Origin of the sequence: Larsenimonas salina, from assembly GCF_023736155.1 — a bacterium.
In the GTDB taxonomy this organism is placed as follows: domain Bacteria; phylum Pseudomonadota; class Gammaproteobacteria; order Pseudomonadales; family Halomonadaceae; genus Larsenimonas; species Larsenimonas salina.
This window is the reverse complement of record NZ_JAMLJJ010000004.1, coordinates 257,583-278,074: the sequence shown is the minus strand read 5'-3', so window position 1 is coordinate 278,074 and position 20,492 is coordinate 257,583. Positions and strand designations below refer to the sequence as shown.

Here is a 20,492-nt window from a genome sequence, read left to right as displayed (position 1 = left end):
ATGTGACGCATTCGTTAAACAGGTCAGTCTTTTTTCTCGACGTCCGACCCGGCCAGCGTATCGGCAGCGAACGCGTTGCGCTCCCCGAGCGGGCGATCCTCACCCACCGTTGTGTCTTCCCGTGTTTCCCGTTCGAACTCCCGGTTGATGCCTGCGCCAAGTAAAACGATGTAGGCCGACAGCCAGAACCACATCAAAAGAATCACCACGGCTCCGAGTGAGCCATAGGTTTCGTTGTAGTTCGAAAAATTGCGCACATAGACCGAAAAACCGATCGAGCCTACCAGCCAGAGAATGGTGGCGGCCAGCGCCCCGGGCGTCAGCCACTGCCAGCGGGCACTGCGTCGATCCGGCGCGAAGCGGTATAAAAGAGCCAGTGAGAACATCACCAGCATCAAAAGCAGTGGCCAGCGAAGCGACAGAACAATCCACTCGATTGCACCGTGAATCGGCAGGAAATGCAGAACCAGCGGCACGAGCGCCAGGGCGCCAAGCGTCACGATCGTTGAGGCCACCAGCGCCATGGTAAGGATGACGTTGGTCAGCGTCTGGCGGATCAGGCCGCGGTGCTCGCTCTCGCCGTACATGATGTTAAGCCCGGCCATGAACCCCCGCACGCCCTTTGAGGCACTGTAGAACGTAAACAGCAGCCCCCCGATCGCGGTCAGGCTCATGCCGGTTTGTGGGTTGGAACTTACCTTCAACGCCTGCTGACTGACGATGGCCACCGCCTCCTGGGGTACGAAGCCGCTCATGGCATCGATCTGATTCTGAACGGCCGCGGGGTCTGAAATCAGCCCCCATAGAGAAATCAAAGCCGCAATGGCGGGAAAAATGGCCAGCAGACCGTAAAAGGCGATGCTTGCGGCCACCATGTTCGCGTAGGTGTCGGTCATCAACCCCTTGACGCGCCAAAGCGCTGACAGCATTGCCTTGAGCGGCAGTTGCATGGGCGTCACGGCAGAGGTGGCGGCGTCCTGTTTGTAGGTGGCAGTACTGCGCTCGGGCATGTCGGGTATCCAATCAGAAAATCCGTTAGATCAAAGCATAGCTTGGTATCGGCCGATTAAAGTACCTGAGTCGCTTGGCGACATGATACGGCAACATTCAAAAGGTGCTCGATTGACCCGAACGTCCTACCTCGCCCAGAGACGATCCAGCCCATGGATTGCATTATGGCTGACGCCTCGCCATACCATGACTGATCTGCTCAAGATCGCTGCGCCCCGAGCGTATGCGATGGTACTCATCCTCAGCATGGGATGGGTGTGGAGCATTGAAACCGCAAGTCTTGCAGGCGTCGGCCTGACGCATGGCCTGATGGCCATCGTGGGGCTGGTAGTGCTTGGGGGCGCTGCTTCCGGCGTACTCGGCATGGCATTGATGGTGGCGCTTACTACGATGATGGGGCGAGCATTTGGCGGGCGGGGTACGGCACTTGATCTGTTCAAGGTGCTGCTCTGGTCGAATGTGCCGCTGTGTCTGGTGCTGCTGCTCGAGCTCACCCAGATCGCGTTGACCGGCATGAATTATTTTACCGTGGGTGACGCGGTCAGCGGTCAGGCTGCCGCGCTTGTGATGTCGTTTATCAAGATGGGGCTGATCGTATTCGGGTGGTATCTCACGGTGGTCGGCGTCGCTCAGGCGCACAGGTGTTCGAAGGTGCAAGCGGCGCTGATCACGGCGGCCACATTTTTAAGCATGCTGGTTTTGGCGGTGGTCGCTCTCGCCCAGGCGCTGTCGTTTCAGCTTCTATGAACCGCGGGAGCCGCTGTTTGTTAGATAAGAAGAATTGATTTTTTATGATTTGAATTAAAATAATAAATATTATTTATTCTGAATAAACCCGGGTTGCCTTCTTCAGTTTTTCGCCATCGTACCGATGCTTGATGTATCGAACATGGTTGAGAAAACAGGGCATCGACGATGAATGAATCCACCGATTACAAGCCTGCGCCCTTGCCGGCAGATGAGGCGCAACGGCTCGAAGAGCTCGAGTTGTTCAAGATTCTCGATACCCCCGCTGAAGCCGATTTCGATGGATTGACCGAGCTTGCCCGTGCGATCTGCGACACGCCGATTGCACTCATTTCCCTGCTTGATGAAAAGCGCCAATGGTTCAAGAGCTGCATTGGCCTCGATGTGACCGAGACCCCAAGAGAGGTGGCGTTTTGCGGCTTTGCCATCCTGCAGGGCGCGCTTTATGAAATTAACGACACCCACGAAACGCCGCACCTTGCCAACAACCCGCTGGTGATCGGCCCGCCGTTCATTCGCTTCTACGCCGGCATGCCGCTTAAAAGCGCTAACGGTTTCGCGCTCGGCACGCTCTGTGTCATTGATACCAAGCCGCGCGTACTCAACGATATTCAACGTCATACGCTTGAAGTTCTGGCCGGCCAGATCGTTCAGTTGCTCGAGCTTCGCCAAAGTCGCAATAACTACCAGCGTCTGGCCGGGCGGTTTTCCAATCTGACCAACCGGGTGCCGGGGGCGCTGTTCGAGCTTGAGTACAACGTCGGGCGTTTGTGGCTACCGTTTATCAGTGCCTCGATGCCATCGCTTTCAGGGATTGCGAAATCGACCCTGCGGGACGATCCCGGTTATTTGCTGACCAAGATGTCACGAAGTGACCGCCACCTGCTGGTGCGGTCCCTGATCGCCTCCTGCCGTGCCTTGACGCTGATGCAGGTGTGTGTGCAGGTCACCCTCGAGGGCGAAGCGTTCTGGTTTTACATCGAAGCGATGCCCGAGCGGTTTGGCAGCGGGGTGAAGTGGTACGGCATTCTTTCGGATGTGACCGGGCAGCGTCAGGGCCACGTTGCGGTCGAGGCCGAACGGGCCATGTATCAGCGCATCATGGGTGCGGCCTCGGCTGGAGTGGTGGCGTGCAACGCGCAAGGGGAGCTTACGGTGTTCAATGAAACCGCGCTTCAATGGCACGGTGCGGACATTCGGAGCCTGCCCCCCGAGCAGTGGAGTGAGTACTACGATCTGTTTGAGGCCGATGGCCAAACGCCGCTGGCACTCGAGCGTATCCCGCTCATACGGGCGCTCAACGGCGAATCCGTTCGCGGCGCCCCCATGGTCATCGCGCGCAAGGGCTACCCCCTTCGACACGTATCCGCCAACGCAGACCCCATTGTCTCGATGGACGGGACACCGCTCGGTGCGGTCGCGATCATGCACGACGTGACCGCTCGCGTGGTCAGCGAGCATGCGCTCAAGGCCTCTCGCAAGCAGTTTAATCAAGCCTTTTCGACCGCCCCCATTGCAATGGCGCTGACCGATTTCGACGGCCACATCATCGAAGCCAACGCCGCGTTTCCGGCCCTGTTCGGCTATCACAGCGAGACCTGGCGCACGCGTGCGTTCAAGGAACTGATGCATCCGGACGACTGGGCCAAGGCCAAGGCGATGGGGCGTGAGCTTCTTGCCCAGACCAAAACCATGTTCTATCAGCTCGAAGGCCGGTTCCGGGGAGCGGATGGCAGGGGGTTATGGGGCGACATGCGCTGCGCGATCATTCCTGAAAGTGATGGGACCCCGCGCCAGTTCATCGTACAGATCATGGATACCTCCGAGCGCCATCGATTGGCTGAGCTTAAAAGCGAGTTCATTTCCTCGGTCAGCCATGAGCTTCGAACGCCGCTGACGTCGATCAATGCCTCGCTTGGCATGTTGAGCGCAGGCGTGCTTGGCGTATTGCCCGAAAAAGCCATCGAAATGGTCAAGGTGGCTCATGACAGCAGCTTCAAGCTGCAGTCGCTGGTGGAAAGCCTTCTGGATATGGAGCGCATCACCAGTGGCCATATGACGTTTGAATTCGAGGAGCTCGATGTCGAGACGCTTCTCGAGCGCCAGGTTGAACGTCACCGTGAGCTGGCCGACAAGGCCGGCATTACGTTCCGGGTTAGTTGCGCCCGGCGTGCGTTAATTCGCGTTGATGCCAAGCGGATCGATCAGGTGTTTGCCTGCTTTATCGACAACGCCATTCGATTCTCGCCCACAGGCTCTGTCGTCGAGCTTGTCGGCGAGCGCCTGGATGGAGACGTCCGGCTCAGTGTGATCGATCAAGGGGTCGGCATCGACAATGAATTCAAGGCCTATGTGTTTCAGCGCTTCGTGCAGTCCGATGGATCGACCACGCGCCGTCATAACGGGCTTGGTATCGGGCTTGCGCTCAGCAAGGAGCTTACCGAAGGCATGGGCGGGCGGATCGGGTTCAGCTCCAGCAAGGGGGAGGGGAGTTGCTTCTACATGCTCTTTCCGCTCAGTACGCTAGACTAGATGTTTTGGGCCGACCACCGAGTAACGGTTGATCAACGTAGACCATCGAGAAGGGTTTTCGCTGCGCATTTCGCGCATTCTGGGCGATGAGCCTTCGCACGAATTCGACTTCTATCTGTTCCTGCCGGGTGAGCTTGGGTTCAGCGCCGAAGTGGTGTCTGAAAGCGAGTTCTATCACGGCGCACTTCACATCAAGCGAACCTATTACAGCACTCGCCACGAGCTGCCGCTGATTCACAGCCGGCTGGCGCGCCGAACGCAGCTGTCGCCCGAGCGCTATCGGTCGGGGCTGAGTCTTTATGCCTTTCAATACGCGGTCGCCCTCGAGCAGCGCAGCCGGGCGCTTGAAGGCAAGGAGACCATGACATCGTCAGAGCTCGATGAGCTGACTGAACTGTGCCAAAGCATTCTGAGACGGCTCAGGCGCCAGAAACCGGCCGAGGAGCGGCTGGGAAAATACTTCATCAATATCGATAACTACCTGTCCTGGCTGACCGAGCAGACCATGCTGTCGCTGGCGGCAAGCATTGAGGAACAGGAAGATGCCCGTTCCGGGCGCATGGCGTTGATCAATGTGGCCAAGCAGGAAAACCAGTATCGGCGCGAGCACCAATACAATTCCGAGCGTGCGATGGCCAGTCCGTCTCGAATGTCCAACAAGATGCGTCTTCTCAGACGGTTGATCGAGTATCCGGTCACGCTCAAGGAGAAGCGGGTCGAGCTCGGGCGGCTCGAGCAGAAAGGGGTCAAGGCATTGGCTGCGGGGATGGTCATGGTGGTGGTGTCGATGCTGATGTTCGAGGCGCGTACCCTGCTTGGCGATCTGACGCTTCGCTTTGTGCTGGTGGTCGCGCTCATGTATGCCGCGCGCGAGGTTTTCAAGGACGACCTTCGCAACACGCTCTGGCGCTGGCTCAGGCGCGGTCGGCCCAAGTGGCGTCGGCAGTATTTCGACAATTTCAGCGGGGATATGGTCGGGCGCTCGCTCGAGTGGTTCGATTACGCCCGCTACCAGACGCTGCCCGAGGCCATTCGGCGTGCTCGCAAGGGCAACGTGACCAAGCGAGATGAGCACGTTCTGCATTACAAGAGCCGATCGTCGCATACGCCAAAACGATTTCTAAGCGGCTATGAGCGCACGCGTGAAGTGATTACGCTTGATCTCCAGTCGATTGCTCGATTGATGGACCCGGGCCGTTATCAGGTGTTTGACGTCGAGGACGGGGCAATTCAACGCTTCGATGTGGAGAAGCGCTATCAGGTCAACCTGGTGATTCGGACTATGGAAGGTGAGCAGATGGTGATTCGTCGCTGGAAAGTGACGCTCAATCACACCCGGATTGTGGATCTTGAAGCAGTTGAAGCCGTTAAACCGGCGTAAGTTGTGCTCGATAGGTGTACTGGTACACTGGTCCGTTTTATATCACGTCCTTCTTTTCATCGAGCTGATCATCGGGAGCTCCCATGAACGTTGTTATCCGCTTTTTCTTCAGGGCTTTGCGGCGTCTGTTGATGCCCTTCATGCTGGCGTACGCTGCGCTTTCCAAGCCCAAGCCCGTCACTCGCTCAAAGGAAGAACAGGCCAAGGTCGATGCCGCATGTCGACAACTGACGCTTTATCAGTTCGCCTCCTGCCCGTTTTGCATCAAGGTCAAGAAACAGATTCACGGGCTCGCGTTGCCCATTGGCATGAAAAATACCCAAAAGGACCCCGAGGCGCGTGAAGAACTCGAGCGGGGCGGAGGGCGCGTCAAGGTGCCGTGCCTTAAAATCGTTCATGACGGCGGTCGTGAGGAATGGATGTATGAATCAGACGACATTAACCGCTACCTCAAGGAACGTTTCGCCGTGTGACGCGGGCCGAGCCTGCTCTTTGCGACCATTGTCCGTACATGGACTATTTCGTAATCGACATTTTCATTCTAAGCTCTTCATGTGTTGTTAAAAGTCTCTCCCGAACTGATTCGGGAGCGCGTTGAACCAAGGAGAACACGGATGTCCGAGTCAGACGACAAGCGGTCCAAGGCCGAAGAGCTGGTCGACAAGGTCGGCGGCAAGATCCAGGAAAAAACCGGCGAAGTTACCGATGATCATGACCTTGAGAAAAAAGGCGAACGTGATCAGGATGAGGCCGGCGAAAAGTTCAAGCGTTCGGAAAAGAAAGAAGACCATCGACATACCTGATCGCGCACGGCGCTCTAAAAACGATGTAAAAAGGCAGCCTCTGGCTGCCTTTTTTATTGGTGCGCACATGAGTGTCATGTGGCGGCCCTGAAAGCCCGCTACGCTTTATGGACATTTTCTTTCCAGTAAAAGGACAGGGACGCATGACGATCGCGAGTGACCGTGGGCAAGGACGCCCAACGCTGGTATTGATGCATTTTTTCGGAAGCTCCCACCGTGAGTGGCAGCACGTTATTGATCGCCTCGACCCGTCATTTAGAGTCGTCACACTCGATATGCCCGGGTTCGGCGATGCGCGAGACGAGTCTGGTTACGACAGTCACTCGATGGCCCGCCACGCCCGCGACAGCATCGAGCGGCTGGCGCTTGAGAACGTCATCCTGGTGGGGCACTCGTTTTCCGGGCGCATTGCCATGATGCTTGCCTCCGAGCGGCCTGACTGGCTGAACGCGCTGGTTCTGGTCGCACCGGCACCGGTTGGGCCGCAGCCGGTCAGCGAGGAGGAGCAGCAATTTCAGCTCGGGTTCGATTTCAGCGAGGCTCAGGCGCGTGCGTTCATCGATGGGGCCATTGGGGTCGAGCTCGATGCCGCGCTTTATAACGCAGCCGTTACAGATGCCATGAACGCGCACCCGGAGGCCTGGCGCGCCTGGCCGAGCACGACCTACGCCGAGGACATGCGCGATGAGGTCGGTGTACTTGCCGTGCCGACGTGGGTGCTTGTCGGTGATCAGGACCCCTCGCTTCCGCCAGCAACGCAGCGTGAGCTGGTCATGCCCATGCTTGAAAATGCCTCGCTCGAGGTGTTTGAAGGATATGGGCACCTTCTGCCAATGGAAATGCCGGAGCGCCTTGCCGAGCGGCTCAATGTCATTGCACGCAAGGCTTGATGCGCAATGAGGGATTACATCGCGTCGGGATTACTTTAGGCTTGTGGCCGTTTCTTGAGAATCGCATCGAGGCAAAACGGTTATGTGGAAAAACGCAGCCAGTGCTGCAGGGTTGATGGCGGTGGGCGCCCCGGCCTGGGCGCAAACGACGGTCGGGGTGATCAGAACCTACGACGCCAAACAGGCGGCGTTTGGCGCCGTTGCGGCGGCGCCGTGGTTGGCCACGCTCGTGGCCGTGGTGGTGCTTGCCTCCCTGGCCTATTGGACCCTGACGCTGTTCAAGCGAGGGCAAAAAGGCTTGGGGGCGGCTTCGCTACTTGGGTTGCTTGTGCTCCTGGCGGACGCGGCTTATATCGCGATCGTTGCGACCTCTAGCGGCCCGATCGACATGCTGCGCTTTTTCGAGCACATAGATCTGATCGCCCGGTGGGACTCGATCACGCTGTTTCAGGTCTATGAGCACGCCTACAGTGTGCTGCTCCCGCTGTGTCTTGGGTTCATGATTGTATCGGTCACCATGCTTGCGTCCTGCTTCAAGCTGGCGTTCAGGCGTGATCTTGAAAAGGAGGCGCACTCATGATGGCTTCAGCCTGGTTGATCATGATGCTGGTCACGACCGTTATTGCGCTGTTGGTGTCGTCGTTGACCCTTCTGATCAAGGGATACGCGAAAAGCGCAGGCACCATCATGGTAGGGCTTATTCTGATCATTGCACCGGTCTTCATTCAGAAATGGGGCCTGTTCGCGATTACTCGCGAAAGCACGTACGCCATGTTGACCCTGCCGGGCATCGCGCTCGTGGTGGTGGGCATCGTCATGACGCGGCGTCTGGTCTTTCGGTAACTCGATCAGCGCAAGACCGTTTCAGTAAAAACGCCCGACCGGGGGTAACCCGGTCGGGCGTTTTTATGTCCTTGGTACGCGCTCATGTACCAGGGGGCGCACCACTAGACGGTCGGGTCGTTGAGTTTCAGCGTCTGGTGCGTTCGATGGCGCACCTCATTAAGCGTCTCGGCCTGGCTTGCAAGTGTCTTGGCGCGCGCCGGTACGATTGCGTTCAGGCGCTCCTGCCACTCGGGCGACTGGCACTTCTCGGGGAAACACTGCTCGATCAACCCGAGCATGATCGAGGTCGCGGTAGAAGCACCAGGCGAGGCGCCCAACAGTGCCGCCAGGGAGCCATCGCCTGCGGCAACGACCTCGGTTCCGAATTGCAGGATGCCGCCTTTTTCCGGATCTTTCTTGATGATCTGAACACGCTGGCCGGCCACTTCAAGGCGCCAGTCCTCATCGCGTGCGTTGGGAAAAAAGTCGCGCAGCGCATCGACACGGTCGGTGTGAGACTGGCGCACCTGCTCGATCAGGTACTTCAGCAAATCGAAGTTGTTTTTCGCAACCGACAGCATGGGCGAGAGGTTGGAGCCGCGAACGGACTTGACCAGGTCAAATACCGAACCGGTTTTCAAAAACTTGGTGGTAAAGCCTGCAAACGGCCCGAACAGGAGTGACGGCGAGCCATCGACGTTTCGAGTGTCCAGGTGCGGTACCGACATTGGCGGGGAGCCGACCGGTGCCTTGCTGTAGACCTTGGCCAGGTGACGTTCGACGATCTCTGGCTTGTCACAGCGAAGCCACTGGCCGCTGACCGGGAAGCCGCCGTAACCGCTAGCTTCTGGAATCTCGCTTTTCTGAAGCAGATGGAGCGCCGCCCCACCTGCACCGAGAAAGACAAACTTGGCGGTGAGCGTACGCGTCTTGCCGTCTGATGTTTCGACGGAGACCGTCCAGCGGCCGTCGTCACCTCGTTTCAAGTCGGTCACGCTTTGGCCGGTGCTAACGCGCACCTGCTCGTCTGGAAACGCCTCGAGGCGTTTTAGCATCATGCGGGTCAGCGCGCCGAAATCGACGTCGGTGCCGCCTTCGGCGCGCGTGGCAGCCAATGCTTCGTTATCGTCGCGGCCATCGAGCAAAAGCGGGGCCCACTGCTTGATCTGGGCGCGGTCTTCGGTGTAGCTCATGTCCGCAAAGCAGTGATGTGCTTTCAAAGCCTCGAAGCGGGCGTGAAGAAAATTCACGTCCTTCTGCCCGCGCACGAAGCTCATATGCGGTACTGGATGAATGAAGCCCCGCGGGTCGCCCAGGTCCCCCCGTTCAACGAAGTAGCTCCAGAGCTGCTTGGACTCCTCGAACATGGTGTTGATGCTTACGGCCTTGTCGATGCTGACCGAGCCATCATCGGCTTGAGGGGTGTAGTTCAACTCGCACAAAGCGGCATGCCCGGTACCTGCGTTATTCCAGGCATACGAGCTTTCACTGGCGGTGCTGTCCAGTCGTTCCAGAATTTCAATCCGGCTTTCAGGCTCGAGCGCCTGCAAGAGGGTGGCAAGCGTCGCACTCATGACGCCGGCGCCGACCAGAACGACGTCTACGGACTCATTCATAGCGTGTGTCAATGTCAAATCCTGAAATCATGTGGCCGAGACAATTGCTTTATTATGCGTACCCAAGTAAAGCACTGATCGCGGCACGTGCCGGTTAAAAGCGGTGAGATAGCAAGGCGCCGCTTCATCTGCCGACGCTGCCTGCTGGGGCAGTGCCGCTCTGCCTGCTTGTTTGCAGTGCAGCATGACGCATTTTGCGCCTCTTTACGGCGAGATTCAAAGTCTTGGGGGGCAAGGTCTCGTCGGCCGCTATCTATAAAACCGATAACGGCCGGTGGACCGGGTCGCTTAAGTACGCACGTGTCTAGACTTCACGATAGAGCTTGCTGCCGGTCTGGCGAAATTTCTCGGCCTGTTCCTTCATGCCTTCGCGCATGGCCTGTTCGTCGCCGTCGAGATTATTGTCGCGCGCGTAATCGCGCACTTCCTGGCTGATTTTCATCGAGCAGAACTTGGGGCCGCACATCGAGCAGAAGTGCGCCACCTTGGCGGAATCCTTCGGCAGGGTTTCATCATGAAAGGCGCGCGCGGTATCCGGGTCGAGGGCGAGGTTGAACTGGTCTTCCCAGCGGAATTCGAACCGAGCCTTCGATAGCGCGTTGTCCCGGCGCTGCGCGCCCGGATGCCCCTTGGCAAGATCGGCGGCGTGAGCGGCGATCTTGTAGGTGATGATGCCGGTCTTGACGTCGTCCTTGTTGGGCAGCCCTAAGTGTTCTTTCGGGGTGACGTAGCAGAGCATCGCACAGCCGTACCAGCCGATTTGCGCCGCGCCGATGCCGGAGGTGATGTGGTCATAGCCCGGCGCGATGTCGGTGGTGAGCGGCCCGAGAGTATAGAAGGGCGCCTCGTCACAGCACTCGAGCTGCTTGTCCATGTTTTCCTTGATCATGTGCATCGGCACATGGCCCGGCCCTTCGATCATCACCTGAACGTCGTGCTTCCAGGCAATCTGGGTAAGCTCACCCAGAGTCTCGAGCTCGGCGAACTGAGCCTCATCGTTGGCGTCGTAGATCGAGCCGGGCCGCAGGCCATCACCGAGCGAGAACGATACGTCATAGGCTTTCATGATCTCGCAGATCTCTTCGAAATGCGTGTACAGAAAGCTTTCCTGATGATGGGCCAGACACCACTTGGCCATGATCGAGCCGCCGCGGGAGACAATGCCGGTCAGGCGCTTGGCGCTCATCGGCACGTGATGGAGCCGAACGCCTGCGTGAATGGTGAAGTAATCAACGCCCTGTTCGGCCTGCTCGATCAGGGTGTCGCGAAAGATCTCCCAGGTCAGGTGTTCGGCCACGCCGTTCACTTTTTCGAGCGCCTGATAGATCGGCACCGTGCCGATCGGTACCGGCGAGTTCCGTAGAATCCACTCTCGGGTTTCGTGGATGTTCTGGCCCGTCGAGAGATCCATGATGGTGTCGGCGCCCCAGCGAATGCCCCAGGTCATCTTGTCGACTTCGTCCTCGATCGAGGACGTGACCGCCGAGTTGCCCAGATTGCCGTTGATCTTCACCAGGAAGTTACGCCCGATGATCATCGGCTCGGTTTCAGGGTGGTTGATGTTGGCCGGAATGATCGCGCGACCCCGGGCGATTTCCTCACGCACGAACTCAGGCGTGATTTCTTCCGGCAGTACCGCGCCAAAGCCCTCGCCCGCATGCTGTTGGTTCAAAAGGCGCTCTACTTCTTCGGAGCCCAGGGCCTGACGACGCTGGTTTTCCCGCAGCGCAACGAACTCCATTTCCGGCGTCACGATGCCCTTGCGAGCGTAATGAAGCTGACTGACGTTTTGGCCGGTCTTGGCGCGGTAGGGCGTGCGTTTTAAGTCGAAGCGAAGGGTGGTGGTGCGCGGGTCATTGGCGCGCTGTTTGCCGTAGTTCGAGGACAGGCCGCTCAGGCGTTCGGTGTCGCCGCGCTCATCGATCCAGGCGCGACGCAGTTCCGGCAGGCCCTTTCGAATGTCGATCGAGGCGGCGGGGTCGGTGTAGGGGCCTGAGGTGTCATAGACCAGCACGGGCGGGTTCTCTTCATGCGCGCCCGAGGTGGTGGTCGGAGAGAGCGTGATTTCACGGAACGGCACCTGAATATCGGCGCGTGAGCCCTGGAGGTAGGTCTTGCGCGATGCTGGCAGCGGCTGGATGGCGGCCTCATCAACGCGGGCGGATTCGGACAGAAACTGAGGGGTAGTCATGTGTGCTCCCATTGGCAATCAATGCCGGCTGGAGCGCAGGATCGGGGAGGCGAACGACGTCATGGGAGGCGTGGTATCGCCGCTTGATCCCTACGCCGGTATTAGCCGGATCAGGTTCATCGGGATCCACCGTGGTATCGCGTTGCGACACAAAGTGATCTCAGCCGGTTCCACCGGCACCCCGTCAAGCAGATGATGGCTATGCCATCGCCGGATTAGTCTGTGCTGTTCGGCGCTGGGCGGTCAAGCCCTGTCCGGCGCCTTGCCTCGTAAAAAGAAGTATTGAGATTGGAAGATGGCCGAAAACGCGCATGACTTCTTGATGGGAAAGCACGACGGATAAACGCTGCGGGCGTTTGGCACGATAAAAAAGCCAATATCGTTTACAGGTTGCTCCAGTGCATGGCAATAGAGAAAAAATGACCGCGTTCAATGCATGGTTCTGTGTGGCTGATGGCACGTGCTTCTATGGACAGATGCTCCAAAAACTGCACCACCTCTATATTGCTTAATGGCAAAGTGCTGTATGGCATAAGCGCGAGAGAAAAGTCGAATCCAAGAGCAGTAGGTTTCCTCGTTGCATAGGTTATAGCGTTTTTCCTATAAGGTATCTGGAGGTTATCTGTTATTTTTATGGATTATATTTTATTAATTTTAGAGTTTGTTTGCATGCTACTGTTGAGAAAGGAGCTGTCTGTATGCGAATTGTAGATAAGTAGATAAAGTTTTCCGAATATGAGGTCGATGAGATGAATTTGATTTAAGGTAGGTTGCCATATAATGCTAATAAGCGGCTTTTTGAGTTCGTTGGTATCATAGGATCAAGTATAGGATCGATTTTTTACATTGGAGGTGGCAAAAATGTCCGTCGAAGTAATTAAAGATCAAATCTTTCGATTCTTATCTTCAGAACAACCTGAAGTTATGGCTATCAAAGGTGAATGGGGAATCGGAAAGACCTTTAGCTGGAAAGAATTTCTTAAAGAAGCTTGCGCTAAAGATAAGGTTAAGCTCGGACGCTATTCTTACGTTTCTCTTTTTGGTGTTAACTCCTTGGATGCTTTTAAATACACAATTTTTTGAAAATACGATAAAAAAAGAAATTATCGGCACTGAGGCTAGTCTCGAAACCTTAAAAACCAATACTGCAAGTTTAGCAGAGTCGTTTGGCAGACAGTCTTTTAATTTCTTCAAAGGTGCTTCAGTAGTTAAATCATTTGCCCCGGCTATAGAGACCATTTCTTTTTTGTCTCTGAATAAAATGTTGATATGCATAGACGATCTAGAAAGAAAAGGAAAAGGTCTTGAGATAAAAGATGTCTTGGGTCTTGTCTCACTGCTAAAGGAGCAAAAAAATTGTAAGGTAGTATTGCTTCTTAATGATGGGGAGGAAGGCTTGAATGATTATAAAAAATATCGTGAAAAAGTAATTGACATCGAGCTTGTCTTTGCACCTGATCCAGAAGAATGCGCGGAAATTGCATATTCCCAGCAAACGCCTAATTTTTCTAAATTGAGAGAGCTAACAACAAGCCTCGGAATTCGAAATATTCGTATTCTTAAAAAAATCGAAAGATTAGCTGCTCTAGCCCTTCCGCTGGTTAAGGAGTTTGAACCTGAGGTATCAGATCAAGTTTTACATTCGCTAGTTCTGTATGCATGGAGTTATTTTTGTTCAAGTTCTAATGAGGAAATACCACCTTTAGAGTTTATTACTGGTAAAAGCTATACTTTACTAGGCATCGGGGATGAGGCAGTTGACGACCAACAGAAGAAATGGAAAACCACGCTACAAGCATACAACTACCAGCTAACTGATGAATTGGACTTTTTTTTATCAGAATTTGTAAAAACAGGTTATTTTGTTGAGGATGAGCTTAAAGAAAAAGCTGCTGATAAAAACCAACAGGTTATAGCTTCAAAGTCTGAAGGTTCTTTTTCAAGCGCGTGGCGACTTTATCATGATACATTTGAGAATAATGGCGACGAAGTGGTAAAATGTTTATATGAAAGCTTTAAGGAAAATTGTAAACATATAACGCCTGTAAATCTTAATGGAACTGTTTTGTTGCTTAGGGAATTGGGTGAAGATGATAAAGCATCTGAAATTATTGATATCTATATAAAGAATAGAAAAGAAGAAACTGAGCTTTTTAATATGAAGGAAATTAATTTATTTGGCGATATCAGAGATCAGGAAATTGCAGACAAATTCAATCATATTTACAGTCAATCAGTTGATACTGAGACTGCTAAACAAGTATTAGAGCGTATGGCTGGCAAAAGTGCCTGGAACCAGAGTGATGAGGTGGTGCTGGCGAATACATCAGTTGATGATTATTACCATTTGTTTAAAAATGAAAGAGGGGTTCACTTGTCATCTTTTGTGACAACCTGATTGAAGTTTGGTCAATTTAGGAGTGCTAGTGATCAGCAAAAGGAAATCGCAAACAGGGCTACAGAAGCACTAAGAAGAATTGCCTCTGAAAGTGAAATAAATAAAAGACGAGTCAAAAAGTTCGGTGTGAATCTTGAAGATGTATAACCAAGAGCTGTTGTTGAACGAATTGTTTGCTATGACCTAAATTTCCTATGTGATGCGGCGCTGGGTATTAAAAAGAGGAAAACACGCCCAAAACCTCACTATATGTCTCCGATCATTCTGAAACTGGAAAAGACACAATCCAAAGCCTTGACGACTCGACCCAGCATTGCGCACTGGCATCTCGATATCATCGAGTGAGACTTGCGTGATGCCTTCCTATCGCCAAGTACTCCAGTAACGGCCTCATTCTCGCTCCTGCAATGGGGTAAGCCGCTCGACGTGCCGCATCAAGCCCCATCTGCCAGAAAGCTTTTTCCAAACGTGTGGCATCACGAAAGATGGTGGTCAATTGATCAAAACGCCCAGGCGACACCTCGGCCAGCCGTGCATCCAGCCATAGACGCTCCTGCCGGGCGGCCTGCTGGTATTCTCCGCCTCGATACATGTCGATCCACGCCTGATAGGGGTTGTCAGCGGTGACGGCCTGCGGACGCGCGCCGAGCCAGTCGGCGACCTCGGCGTAGCCGATCAGGCACGGCACCAGTGCCACATGCAGATCCAGCAGGTCGCCCCGGTGGCCACAGTCCAGCACGAAGCGGGTATATAGGCCTGCGTCTCGGACGCCTCTTCCAGATCGTGAAGGGTGGCCTCATCGATGCCCCATTCCCGGCAATAGGTGACGTGCAGCCCCATTTCGGTGTCCACGATGGTATTTAAATTGTCCAGCGAATGGCGAAGCTCCTGCATGTCGCGGCTTTTATAGACCGCCAGCCCCCAGGCGCGTGCGAAGTGGACCAGAAACAGATAGTCCTGCTTCAAGTAGTGACGAAAGAATTCCTCGGAGAGCGTGGCGGCGCCGAGTTGCCGCACGAAATCGTGCTCAATGTAAGCGCGCCAGTCGTTCTGACAAGCGTTGATCAGGTCGGTAAAGCAGTAGCCCATAAAGCCTCCGGTGGTAGCGAACCGAAGGGCAGGCGAGAAGATCGAGAAAGTGGCGCGGAGAAGGGTGAATGCAAGGTTAAACAAGGTGAAGATTGACCCGCCTTGGCGTTATTGCATAACACCAAGGCGGTGGACTTTCTTTTTAAAACGCTAAGCGTGTCTTCAAGCGGAGAAGCGTCAACTCATTGCTTCTGAGGTCTTGGTTTTTCGGCGATTGAACACTTTGCTCCAGCCTTTGCTGTTGAAAAAGAGCGAGAAGAAAAGCGTTTTGCGAGCCAGGTAGGCCACCAGCATGCAAACAGCCAGAATCGAAACGATATACACGAAGAACAGCAGGTTGGGGTCACCGTGATATACGCGAGACAGTAGGACGGGCAAGGCGTACATCAGCGGGAAATGGAGCACGTAAATAGGCAGCGAGTCTCTTCCTACCCATTCAAGCGCCGGCGAAATGCGTGTTTTCGATACCGCCATCATCAATTTGGAGAATCCGGGAATGATCGCGAAAAACGCAATCATGAAGCCAATTCCGAATTGCTCGAGTTCCTTGGATTCTTCGATATAAAAGGCGCAATACGCGTAACCCGCGATAAACAGTGCAGTTGCAACCCACTTATTGACCTGCTCGAGAAACGCGACCGCTTTGGGTAATTGCGCACCGGCCAAGGCACCGGTCATGAAGAAAACGCAATAGAAGCCAAGGCGTTGAAGCAGATAATTTTCAGTGAATAAGAGCGTGATGGCATAAAAAACCAGCGCGAAGGCAATACCAAGCCATGGCCGGTATCTCACGGTCAAAAAGGCGATCGCGTAGTAGACCATGATGTTGTAGATGAACCAAAGGTGCGCTGCCGGGTTGAGGAGGAGCGTGTCAAAAAAATCCCAGCTCTCCTTTCCAAGAAGTATTTCACGTGCAATGGAAAGGGCGAACATCACCACGGTCCAAACGATATAGGGGTAAAGAATATGATGGGCCTTCCCCGTGAAATAACGTTTACCGCCCTTTGCAATAGAGCCAACCACCAATAGCCCTGAAAGAAGCATCAGTATCGGCATTCTAAACGGTTTGAATGAGTCACCCAGGAACTGAAGGAAAGGCCATAATCCCTCGAATTTTGCGTCGATCGTTACAATGCCGTGCGCAAAGATGACAAAAAAGACGGCCAAACCTCTTAGGGCATCCATCCAGTGGTAGCGTTTGGTCCGCTGATTTAGAGTTTGGCTCATGATGATTCTCGTACTTCCTGTTTTTTAAATTCGTTTGGGGTGGGGATGTTGATGATTATTAAGGAATAATTTCCTTATCGATGCGGGGCGTGTCTATAAATGCTGCAATTTTGAGCGGTTGTATACGCTACGGCAAGCAGGTCCACGCGGTTTGTTCATATTGGCATAGTTTGAGTAGTGGCTTAAGTAAGCGACTGTTTTCGAGTTCAAGGTAAACTGCGTGTCGATTCTAAATGTGCTGGTTATCGGGAATACCACGCGAGGGTTGCCGTTTGATTAATAGTACGGCGCAAATTTTTAATGGTTTTGACAATAACCATTTTGATCATGAGGTTATATAGACCTCGAGCCCGGCGTATGGCGCCGATAAATTCGGAAAATGCTATTCTCTGCCCATCCTTAAACAATCCAGGTACCTACTATGCCATCTTTCGATATCGTCTCTGAATTTGACAGCCACGAAGCGACCAACGCCGTTGATCAGGCCAACCGAGAGATTCAAAGTCGGTTCGATTTCCGGGGTGTGAAAGCGCAGTACACGCTTGAAGGCGAGCGCGTTCAGATCGAGGCCGAGGTCGATTTTCAACTGCAGCAGATGATTGACGTGCTTCGGGCGAAACTGATTGCTCGCGGTATCGATGCCCGATGCATGGACATCCAGGAGCCCGAGCTCTCAGGCGTTAAGGCGCGCCAGGCGGTCGATCTCAAGCAAGGCCTTGAACAGGAGGATGCCAAGCGCATCGTCAAGCTGCTTAAGGGCGCCAAGCTCAAGGTTCAGCCAGCGATTCAGGGTGACAAGGTGCGGGTATCCGGCAAGAAACGCGATGACCTTCAGGAGGCGATTGCGCTGTTGAAAGGGGAAGACGGGCCGGATCTGCCGTTGCAATACACCAACTTCCGAGACTAACCGCGGGCGCGGCTCAAAAGGTCGCTATTGATACCTGGCCGCACTGCCCATCGTGCGGCCGAACTGCGTTTTATGCGAGAACCAGCTCATGTCTGAATTCGTGTCTCGGCGGATGATCGCCTGTCACCCCGCCTACCGTGACGACATCGGCGATCTGATGACGCGCCGCCCCCTGCCCGGGCCCGGCGTCGATCAGCTCGATCCGTTTCTCTTTCTCAACCATCACGGGCCGCAGACCTATCCCGCCCACAATGACGGCCTGCCGTTCGGACCGCACCCGCATCGCGGGTTCGAGACGGTGACGTTCGTGCTTGATGGAGTGCTTGAGCACGCCGACAGTTCTGATCATCAAAGCGTGATTCACGCAGGCGGCGTGCAGTGGATGACGGCGGGCCGGGGGATCGTGCACTCCGAACGTTCACCGGAGGACTTCAAGCGACGCGGGGGCGCGCTCGAGATTCTCCAGCTCTGGATCAATCTGCCCAGTCGTCTCAAGATGACGCCGCCGGCCTATAAGGAACTTGAGGCTCAGGATTTGCCTACGCTCGATCTGGGCGAGGGCAGTACGATGACGTTGATTTCGGGCGCGCATGAAGCGCATCAGGGCCCGATCCAATCCCTCACCGACGTGATGCTCGGCATTCTTGCGCTGTCACGCGGTGCCCACCTGCACGTGCCTGTACCAAGAGGGCGCCAGCTCTTTTTCTATATCGTGGACGGTGAACTGGCCTGCGGTGACGATGTGCTTGAGGCGCGTCATCTCGTCGAATTTGACCGTGAGGGCGACGGCGTTGTGATCGATGCCGTATCGGACGCTCGGGTGATCATCGGGCACGCCGAGCCGATCGAGGAACCCGTGGTCATGCACGGGCCCTTTGTCATGACCAGCGCCGATGAAATTCGACGCGCCATCGCCGACTATCAGGCCGGGCGTTTCGAGGGGCTTTGAAGCGCCGCTCACGCTTGAGTGTCAGCGGTGCTTGTCGCCGTAAAGTCGCTGTTTTTGCCAGCCGGGGGCATTTTCCTGTTGGCCGGGCGTTCGGCGAAAGCGTTTGTACTCCCATTGATATTGGGCGGGGTCGAGCGCGATCGCGGCCTCGACACAGGCGTTGACGCCCGCGGCCGACACCGTTTCATCGGGGTCGTAGACGCGCTCGTCGGCACGGAGGAAATGAATCTCGAAACCGCCGGTTGTGTCGGTTTTTCGGCAGGCGACACCAACCACCACCCGCGCATCGGTGCGGGCAACCAATTTGGGCAACAAGGTGGCAGTGTAGGCGGGCCGGCCGAAGAAATCGGCAAAGACGCCGCTGCCCCAGCTTGGCACCTGATCGGGCAGAATGCCGACCGCCTCGCAGCGCTTCAGCGCCTTTAAAAGCGCGGCGACACCGCGTGAGTTGGTGGGCACCAGCGCTGCGCCCTTGCGCTCGCGGCCGGTTCGAATCACGGGGTCCAGCGGTGCAATTTTGGGCGGCTCGTACATGGCGGTGAAGGGGAAGTGGCTCGAGAGCCAGAAGTTCAACACCTCCCAGTTGCCAAAATGAGGGGCGAGTACGATAACGCCACGGCCGCTTGCCCGGGCGTCATCCAGCAGCTCGCGGCCATGCACCGCGTGAATGGCCGTTTCCACCTTGCCTGCCTCGCCGATCCAGGCAAACCCGAGCTCCATGATGGTCGCGATCGAATGGGTCAGGCTGTCTCGCGTCAAGCGGCGGTGCGTGGCCTTGTCCATGTCCGGGTAGGCGGCTTTCAAGTTGACTCGGGTGACGCGCCGCTCACGGGGGGCCAGCGTTCGGTAGAGGGGCTCCAGGCATCGGCTTAGTCGCCACAGGGTGTGTGGGCGCCAACGGGCAAGCGCGTTCCAGAGCCCATGAATCAGGCGCGCCTGTAGGCGCGCTTTCAAGGAGACGGTGTGCGAGTCGGTCATCGTAAAGGCACTGGCAGTAGCGGTTAAACGGAATCGGCGGTGCGTCTGGGCCGTGCAAGCTCGATCAGGTTGCCGTCGGGGTCACGAAGGTAATAGGACACCAGCGCACCGGCTGCGCCGTGGCGATGCACCGGACCTTCTTCGAGCGCGACGTCGAGGGTGTCGAAGTGCCGGGTGAGTTCATCGTCGTCGAGCGTGGTGATAAAGCACAGGTCCATGCTGCCGGGGGCAGGTGACTTCGCCTTCGGCGTTGCCTCGAAGTCGGGGCCGTGGAGTTTGATCTGCAGGTCACCGGTGACCAATGCCGTTCGACCGTTATCGCCGTAGCGCACCTCGAAGCCGAGCACCCGCGTGTAGAAATCAACGGTGCGTTCGATGTCACGTACGTTCAATACCAGATGGTCCAGTCGTGTCAGCATTCAAGGCCTCGTCGTTGTGATTTCGGGCGGTCAAGCGCCTCTGTATCTACCTACTTTACTGAAAATAACGCGCTTTTGCGCCCCTGTCGTCTTGTGTCGCGTTCGCGGGCGCGTAGGATGCATTCGAATAACATCTATGAACAGGGCGGGGATGATCAATGGCAGGTGCACACAAGGCGTTTCTTTTGATCCTGGCCATCGCGACACTTTGGATGGCGCTTCTGGCCGGCGGCGGTCAATCGATTGGCGCGGGGGCGATCATTTTCATGGTGTGGGGGGTATCGCCTTACCTATTGCTCTGGACGCTCAAGCGCTACGTGTTGACCGACGTGGCGCCCAGGGCGCTTCTGGCGTTGATTGCTCTGGTGGGCGTGACCGGGCTGTACGCGTACGCCGATGTGCTTTTCCTGAATCCGCGTAACGATGGTGGCTTTACGTTTTTAATCACGCCGTTCGTTCAGTGGATCATGGTCGTGCTGGGCGGCGGGGCGCTTTACTGGCTCAAGCGCCGCCGCCGCGACTAGTGCGG

Annotated in this window: 19 protein-coding genes, 1 pseudogene and 1 riboswitch; of the genes and pseudogenes, 13 read left to right on the top strand and 7 right to left on the bottom strand. The window is 55.6% G+C overall.

Going from position 1 to position 20,492, the window contains the following annotated elements; translation table 11 throughout:
* Nucleotides 1–23 precede the first annotated feature (23 nt).
* Nucleotides 24–1,010, bottom strand: a complete 987-nt coding sequence (locus NAT23_RS10205) for a YihY/virulence factor BrkB family protein (protein WP_251927983.1) — start codon at nt 1,008–1,010, stop codon at nt 24–26.
* Here NAT23_RS10205 and NAT23_RS10200 point away from each other — a divergent pair.
* The 8 genes from NAT23_RS10200 to NAT23_RS10165 all read left to right on the top strand — a co-directional run bounded on the left by NAT23_RS10200 (nt 1,009) and on the right by NAT23_RS10165 (nt 8,207).
* Entirely contained in the window at nt 1,009–1,758 is a 750-nt protein-coding gene (locus NAT23_RS10200) for a YIP1 family protein (RefSeq protein WP_350028328.1), read from the top strand. The two genes, NAT23_RS10205 and NAT23_RS10200, sit on opposite strands and share 2 nt — an antisense overlap.
* 168 nt (nt 1,759–1,926) lie before the next feature.
* Entirely contained in the window at nt 1,927–4,290 is a 2,364-nt protein-coding gene (locus NAT23_RS10195; RefSeq protein WP_251927981.1) for a PAS domain S-box protein, read from the top strand.
* Between the two features lie 28 nt (nt 4,291–4,318).
* Nucleotides 4,319–5,671 carry a hypothetical protein gene (locus tag NAT23_RS10190; protein ID WP_251927980.1) on the top strand — a complete coding sequence of 451 codons (1,353 nt, stop codon included), beginning with the start codon at nt 4,319–4,321 and terminating at the stop codon, nt 5,669–5,671.
* 83 nt (nt 5,672–5,754) lie between these two features.
* Nucleotides 5,755–6,144, top strand: coding sequence for a glutaredoxin family protein (locus NAT23_RS10185; RefSeq protein ID WP_251927979.1), 390 nt, complete (start codon nt 5,755–5,757; stop codon nt 6,142–6,144).
* A gap of 141 nt (nt 6,145–6,285) precedes the next feature.
* Nucleotides 6,286–6,474, top strand: coding sequence for a hypothetical protein (locus tag NAT23_RS10180; protein WP_251927978.1), 189 nt, complete (start codon nt 6,286–6,288; stop codon nt 6,472–6,474).
* Nucleotides 6,475–6,617: 143 nt separating this feature from the next.
* Nucleotides 6,618–7,364 (top strand): alpha/beta fold hydrolase, encoded by a 747-nt coding sequence (locus tag NAT23_RS10175; RefSeq protein WP_251927977.1) that lies wholly within the window; start codon nt 6,618–6,620, stop codon nt 7,362–7,364.
* Nucleotides 7,365–7,446: 82 nt separating this feature from the next.
* Nucleotides 7,447–7,944 (top strand): hypothetical protein, encoded by a 498-nt coding sequence (locus tag NAT23_RS10170; RefSeq protein ID WP_251927976.1) that lies wholly within the window; start codon nt 7,447–7,449, stop codon nt 7,942–7,944.
* Nucleotides 7,941–8,207: a hypothetical protein gene (locus tag NAT23_RS10165; RefSeq protein ID WP_251927975.1), complete on the top strand. Its 267-nt coding sequence runs from the start codon at nt 7,941–7,943 to the stop codon at nt 8,205–8,207. The genes NAT23_RS10170 and NAT23_RS10165 overlap by 4 nt, the downstream gene beginning before the upstream one ends.
* 104 nt (nt 8,208–8,311) lie before the next feature.
* Here the strand turns inward: NAT23_RS10165 and mqo are convergent, their stop codons facing one another.
* Nucleotides 8,312–9,805, bottom strand: a complete 1,494-nt coding sequence (mqo, locus tag NAT23_RS10160; protein ID WP_251927974.1) for a malate dehydrogenase (quinone) — start codon at nt 9,803–9,805, stop codon at nt 8,312–8,314.
* A 304-nt stretch (nt 9,806–10,109) separates the two neighbouring features.
* The gene (gene thiC / locus NAT23_RS10155; protein WP_251927964.1) at nt 10,110–11,996 is read right to left on the bottom strand and encodes a phosphomethylpyrimidine synthase ThiC; all 1,887 of its coding nucleotides are present in this window, start codon (nt 11,994–11,996) and stop codon (nt 10,110–10,112) included.
* A gap of 70 nt (nt 11,997–12,066) precedes the next feature.
* Nucleotides 12,067–12,190, bottom strand: a riboswitch (TPP riboswitch).
* 667 nt (nt 12,191–12,857) lie between these two features.
* On the opposite strand from thiC, the gene NAT23_RS10150 reads away from it, so the two are divergent.
* Complete coding sequence (locus NAT23_RS10150) at nt 12,858–13,079, top strand: hypothetical protein (protein WP_251927962.1); 222 nt, start codon at nt 12,858–12,860, stop codon at nt 13,077–13,079.
* Nucleotides 13,054–14,394: a hypothetical protein gene (locus tag NAT23_RS10145; protein ID WP_251927960.1), complete on the top strand. Its 1,341-nt coding sequence runs from the start codon at nt 13,054–13,056 to the stop codon at nt 14,392–14,394. Before NAT23_RS10150 ends, NAT23_RS10145 begins: the two co-directional genes overlap by 26 nt.
* A 433-nt stretch (nt 14,395–14,827) precedes the next feature.
* Here the strand turns inward: NAT23_RS10145 and tenA are convergent.
* Nucleotides 14,828–15,483 (bottom strand): annotated as a pseudogene (gene tenA, locus NAT23_RS10140) (thiaminase II); the annotation flags it as partial.
* A gap of 177 nt (nt 15,484–15,660) precedes the next feature.
* Entirely contained in the window at nt 15,661–16,710 is a 1,050-nt protein-coding gene (locus NAT23_RS10135; protein ID WP_251927958.1) for an acyltransferase family protein, read from the bottom strand.
* A gap of 421 nt (nt 16,711–17,131) precedes the next feature.
* On the opposite strand from NAT23_RS10135, the gene NAT23_RS10130 reads away from it, so the two are divergent.
* Together NAT23_RS10130 and NAT23_RS10125 are read left to right on the top strand one after the other, a co-directional pair.
* Nucleotides 17,132–17,617 carry a YajQ family cyclic di-GMP-binding protein gene (locus NAT23_RS10130; protein ID WP_251927956.1) on the top strand — a complete coding sequence of 162 codons (486 nt, stop codon included), beginning with the start codon at nt 17,132–17,134 and terminating at the stop codon, nt 17,615–17,617.
* Between the two features lie 88 nt (nt 17,618–17,705).
* Nucleotides 17,706–18,566, top strand: coding sequence for a pirin family protein (locus NAT23_RS10125; protein ID WP_251927955.1), 861 nt, complete (start codon nt 17,706–17,708; stop codon nt 18,564–18,566).
* A gap of 21 nt (nt 18,567–18,587) precedes the next feature.
* Here NAT23_RS10125 and NAT23_RS10120 read toward each other — a convergent pair whose 3' ends face one another.
* Both NAT23_RS10120 and NAT23_RS10115 read right to left on the bottom strand, forming a co-directional pair.
* Entirely contained in the window at nt 18,588–19,544 is a 957-nt protein-coding gene (locus NAT23_RS10120; protein WP_251927953.1) for a lysophospholipid acyltransferase family protein, read from the bottom strand.
* 23 nt (nt 19,545–19,567) lie between these two features.
* Entirely contained in the window at nt 19,568–19,963 is a 396-nt protein-coding gene (locus tag NAT23_RS10115) for a VOC family protein (RefSeq protein ID WP_251927951.1), read from the bottom strand.
* 158 nt (nt 19,964–20,121) lie between these two features.
* Here NAT23_RS10115 and NAT23_RS10110 point away from each other — a divergent pair, with 158 nt between their 5' ends.
* The gene (locus NAT23_RS10110; protein WP_251594074.1) at nt 20,122–20,487 is read left to right on the top strand and encodes a hypothetical protein; all 366 of its coding nucleotides are present in this window, start codon (nt 20,122–20,124) and stop codon (nt 20,485–20,487) included.
* Nucleotides 20,488–20,492: the final 5 nt, after the last annotated feature.

What these genes read in the sequence shown, in the direction of transcription:
- NAT23_RS10205 (WP_251927983.1), bottom strand. Translation starts at nt 1,010, where the DNA reads ATGCCCGAGCGCAGTACTGCCACCTACAAACAGGACGCCGCCACCTCT.
- mqo (WP_251927974.1), bottom strand. Translation starts at nt 9,805, where the DNA reads ATGAATGAGTCCGTAGACGTCGTTCTGGTCGGCGCCGGCGTCATGAGT.
- NAT23_RS10150 (WP_251927962.1), top strand. Translation starts at nt 12,858, where the DNA reads ATGTCCGTCGAAGTAATTAAAGATCAAATCTTTCGATTCTTATCTTCA.
- NAT23_RS10195 (WP_251927981.1), top strand. Translation starts at nt 1,927, where the DNA reads ATGAATGAATCCACCGATTACAAGCCTGCGCCCTTGCCGGCAGATGAG.
- NAT23_RS10175 (WP_251927977.1), top strand. Translation starts at nt 6,618, where the DNA reads ATGACGATCGCGAGTGACCGTGGGCAAGGACGCCCAACGCTGGTATTG.
- NAT23_RS10145 (WP_251927960.1), top strand. Translation starts at nt 13,054, where the DNA reads ATGCTTTTAAATACACAATTTTTTGAAAATACGATAAAAAAAGAAATT.
- NAT23_RS10185 (WP_251927979.1), top strand. Translation starts at nt 5,755, where the DNA reads ATGAACGTTGTTATCCGCTTTTTCTTCAGGGCTTTGCGGCGTCTGTTG.
- NAT23_RS10170 (WP_251927976.1), top strand. Translation starts at nt 7,447, where the DNA reads ATGTGGAAAAACGCAGCCAGTGCTGCAGGGTTGATGGCGGTGGGCGCC.
- NAT23_RS10110 (WP_251594074.1), top strand. Translation starts at nt 20,122, where the DNA reads ATGGCAGGTGCACACAAGGCGTTTCTTTTGATCCTGGCCATCGCGACA.
- NAT23_RS10120 (WP_251927953.1), bottom strand. Translation starts at nt 19,544, where the DNA reads ATGACCGACTCGCACACCGTCTCCTTGAAAGCGCGCCTACAGGCGCGC.
- NAT23_RS10130 (WP_251927956.1), top strand. Translation starts at nt 17,132, where the DNA reads ATGCCATCTTTCGATATCGTCTCTGAATTTGACAGCCACGAAGCGACC.
- NAT23_RS10115 (WP_251927951.1), bottom strand. Translation starts at nt 19,963, where the DNA reads ATGCTGACACGACTGGACCATCTGGTATTGAACGTACGTGACATCGAA.
- NAT23_RS10125 (WP_251927955.1), top strand. Translation starts at nt 17,706, where the DNA reads ATGTCTGAATTCGTGTCTCGGCGGATGATCGCCTGTCACCCCGCCTAC.
- NAT23_RS10180 (WP_251927978.1), top strand. Translation starts at nt 6,286, where the DNA reads ATGTCCGAGTCAGACGACAAGCGGTCCAAGGCCGAAGAGCTGGTCGAC.
- thiC (WP_251927964.1), bottom strand. Translation starts at nt 11,996, where the DNA reads ATGACTACCCCTCAGTTTCTGTCCGAATCCGCCCGCGTTGATGAGGCC.
- NAT23_RS10200 (WP_350028328.1), top strand. Translation starts at nt 1,009, where the DNA reads ATGTCGGGTATCCAATCAGAAAATCCGTTAGATCAAAGCATAGCTTGG.
- NAT23_RS10135 (WP_251927958.1), bottom strand. Translation starts at nt 16,710, where the DNA reads ATGAGCCAAACTCTAAATCAGCGGACCAAACGCTACCACTGGATGGAT.
- NAT23_RS10165 (WP_251927975.1), top strand. Translation starts at nt 7,941, where the DNA reads ATGATGGCTTCAGCCTGGTTGATCATGATGCTGGTCACGACCGTTATT.